This window comes from Rhizobium sp. P1_E6, from assembly GCF_056405875.1.
The window spans coordinates 1-765 of the sequence record NZ_JBFUBG010000335.1 but is presented as its reverse complement, the minus strand read 5'-3'; the positions used below and the strand labels follow the sequence as shown (position 1 = coordinate 765).

At 62.4% G+C, this 765-nt stretch carries 1 protein-coding gene; it reads right to left on the bottom strand.

Annotated elements, in window-relative coordinates:
* Positions 1 to 174: 174 nt before the first annotated feature.
* Complete coding sequence (locus AC1D35_RS36590) at positions 175 to 486, bottom strand: DUF736 domain-containing protein (protein WP_477942954.1); 312 nt, start codon at positions 484 to 486, stop codon at positions 175 to 177.
* Between the last annotated feature and the right edge of the window lie 279 nt (positions 487 to 765).

The window sequence follows — 765 nt, the reverse complement described above, 5'->3', positions numbered from 1 at the left end:
CTTGGGGCGCCTATTTCCTGTCTTCGAGCGCGCGCTGTGCTTTGTTGACGTTGCCCTATTCCACCGAGCGTTAGGCGCCAGGCTGTTAAAGCCTGCGAAGGCGCTGAAGGATGGGCTCAACAAGTGACATGACGAAAGCCCCGCTCGGACCGAGCGAGGCTCGCGATCGGCTTGTCAACGGCGCGTGTTGCGCGACCAGATGAGCTGCAGGCCTTCCTGGCCCTGGACTTCGGTCAGCGTTGCGTAGATCGGGGCGGCAAAGCTCGGATCATCGAGCTTGACAGAGATGTAGTCGCGCTCGCTGTCGCGGGCCTGCTTCTGCCAGCCGGCGCCGAATTCGACGGTGCCGGCCAGAACCCGGAAGTCGGGAGCGTCCTCGGAGGTGCGCTCGACCCGGACGATCTTGGCCTTGACGTTGAGGTTGAGGGTCTTGATGGCGCCGGAAAAGCCGTTTTCGGAAGCGGCGAAAGTGCCGATGGATGCCATTGTCGTGATCCTTTTCAGTTGTCGGGCCGCGCCCATCGCGGCCTCGATGGCTGTCGACGAGACCGGAAACGATCGGACCGCACCCCTTGGCGCCGTAACGAAGTGGAGGACGGCCTTTAGCCGAGGCTTTCTTGTCTCGCGAGGAATGGGCGCATAGCGACCAGGGGAAGAAAACGAGCACGCCGTTGCGGGAAGACGATCGAGCCGAGCCCGCGAGGCGTTTTTTGGTCAGACAAGCCGCATTGAGACCGCAGTGGGCGAGCCGTTGCAGAATAGAGA